This is a genomic window from Pseudonocardia pini (genome assembly GCF_013870575.1).
Taxonomy (GTDB): Bacteria; Actinomycetota; Actinomycetes; order Mycobacteriales; family Pseudonocardiaceae; genus Pseudonocardia; species Pseudonocardia pini.
In genome coordinates this window covers 1-2355 of the sequence record NZ_JACBXB010000823.1, presented here as the reverse complement: position 1 = coordinate 2355, position 2355 = coordinate 1, and the positions used below count along the sequence as shown (strand labels likewise).

Genomic DNA, 2355 nt, shown 5'->3' with positions numbered 1-2355 from the left:
GGCCGGGGTCTCGTCGTCGGCATCCGTCGCGTGGACGCTGCCGGTTCGCATCACCATCGCTCCGCCCTCGGTCGTCGAAGTGTGGGCGTGTCGCCGCCGGCCGCCCGGTGCGGGGCGACGGGCCAGGGAAACGCACTGCCGGAACCACCCGAATATCGATCCCGAGTCACTTGGAAAACGAGGCACGTCAGCGACAGATACGCCAAGAAACGAGATCCGGTACGGATTACCCGAATGTGTTTCGCGCCATTTCTGGGCACACTTCTTCCCCGAACGGCGGCGCCGTTCGGGGAAGGGGTGAGGGTGCCGAGCCCTCAGTCCATGCCGAGGGGTCCCGCGGAGTCACCGGCCAGGAACTGCCGCACGAACGGGTCCGGAGAGTGGAACGCCTCCTCCGCCTCCCCGTAGTGGACGACCTTTCCCTTCCAGATCAGCCCGACGTAGTCGCTGACCTTCCGGGCGGTCCTGATGTCGTGGGTGACCAGCAGGTACGTTCCGCCGTGCTCGGCGTGCATCTGCAGGATCAGGTCGTTGAGCAGGCTCGTGCGGACGGGGTCGAGGCCCGAGTCCGGCTCGTCGAAGAAGACGATGTCGGGATTCAGCACCATCGCCCGGGCGAACCCCGCACGCTTGCGCATCCCCCCGGAGACCTCGTTGGGGAACTTCTTCAGCGACCGCTCGAGCCCGACCTCCGTGCACCGCGCCAGCACGATGTCGTAGATCTCGTCCTCGGACTTGTCCGTGTGCTTGCGCAGCGGGAACGCGGTGTTGTCGAAGATATTCATCGACCCGAACAGGGCGCCGTCCTGGAACAGCACACCCATGCGCTTGCGGATGTTCGCCCGCTCCGCCTCGGACAGGCTCCAGAGGTCCTGGTCGAACACGCGGACCTCGCCCTCGTCCGGCTCGAGGAGCCCGACGAGGTGCTTGATGAGCACGCTCTTGCCGGTGCCGGAGGGCCCGAGCACCGTGGTGATCGCGTCGTCGGCGAACTGCAGGTCCAGCCCCTGCAGGACCTTGAAGGTGCCGAACGTCTTGTGGACGTTGCGGACCTCCATCGTGTGGGGCTTGTCGTCGAGCCGGGGCGCCCCCGGGACACGGGGCAGGACCGTCGTCGGCGCGTCGCCGTACCGGTCGCTGCCTATCGGGGTGCCGGACATGTGGGCTCCTTGCTCTCGGGCCGCGCCGGGGTCGTCGCGGCGCCGTGGTCGGGCGGAGGTGTCGCGTCGCAGCCGACGGACGGGCGGACGGTTCTTACGCGGTGCCGAACCGCGGCGCGCTGGTGAGGAAGGAGAAGAGCACGCCGACGCCGGCGAAGAGCATCGCCGGCAGGGCGTGCCACGCTCCGCCGAGCGCCAGCAGGACCACACCCGCCACGCCGAGGACCACCAGGAGGAGGCGCGCGGCGTGCGCCCCGCGGGCCTGCCACAGCGCTCCGGCGACGACCGTCGCCGCGAGCGCGATCCACACCGCGCCGTCGAGCTCGCGGGCCGCCGCCACGACGTCGGCGAACACCCCCGTGCCGGGGGTGAAGCCCGCCGGGCCGACGAGGGCGCCGGGCCCGGCCCACGCCATGACCAGGAGCACCCCGGCGAACGCGATCCAGGCGAGCGCCCCGGCGGTCCGGGACCACGGTATCCGCGGCCGGGCGCGGCGGTGTGCACCGCGCCGTCCCGCCACGGCCGCCTCGATCGTCGCCCGGTCGGATCGCACGCGATCCGGGCCGTGCGAGACCGACGGGAGCGCAGTCGTCTCATCGTCGTGCACCATCGAAGCACCTTCGCTCGAAGTGGTCCGGCCGGCGGCATCGCCGGTGGACGCGCTGGACGTGTCGAGCGTGACCCACGCTCACCTTCCCGACTACCTCCCGAGGAGTAGTGCCGCTCCCCCCTTCGGACCATTCCCCGAGGTCGCACCCCGCGGCCGGTCGACCACCCGGAAGAAGGACGGGGATCCCTCGCCGGGGGCAGGCGGACGCCACGCACGCCGACTAGCGTCACCCTCTGCGATCGCCGCCCCCACGGCGACGCGCACCGGGGTCGCTGGGTCGACTCCGCCGTGGTCGGCCCCCCGCTCCCCGGCCACGGACCCGCCTGGGCGCGGACGCTCCCCCAGTCCCGTCCGCGCCCAGTGCAGGCACACCCCCGGCGACCCCGTCCTCGTGTGACCCGGTCCGGATTCCGGGACGTTCCCGAGAGTTCGGCTCGATGATATAAAGGTCTGGCCAAAACCGGCCTCTGCTGCGAACGAGTCCCGACGTCGTGGCCTGCCCGGGCCGGGAGACACCGAGCGTCGAGAACGGTCGCTCACAGCGGTCGACGTCCGGCCGACAGACACTCACTGCCGAGGAGGGGC

General features: G+C 71.2%; 2 protein-coding genes. Both read right to left on the bottom strand.

Annotated features, from left to right (window positions below; genetic code table 11):
• Positions 1-314: 314 nt before the first annotated feature.
• Positions 315-1160 (bottom strand): ABC transporter ATP-binding protein, encoded by an 846-nt coding sequence (locus H5J29_RS29495; RefSeq protein WP_181784246.1) that lies wholly within the window; start codon positions 1158-1160, stop codon positions 315-317.
• Between the two features lie 94 nt (positions 1161-1254).
• A complete protein-coding gene (locus H5J29_RS29490) occupies positions 1255-1770 on the bottom strand; it encodes a hypothetical protein (protein WP_181784245.1) in 516 nt (171 codons plus the stop codon).
• Positions 1771-2355: the final 585 nt, after the last annotated feature.

Coding starts and splice junctions, on each gene's coding strand:
- H5J29_RS29495 (WP_181784246.1), bottom strand. CDS start 1,160: ATGTCCGGCACCCCGATAGGCAGCGACCGGTACGGCGACGCGCCGACG.
- H5J29_RS29490 (WP_181784245.1), bottom strand. CDS start 1,770: ATGGTGCACGACGATGAGACGACTGCGCTCCCGTCGGTCTCGCACGGC.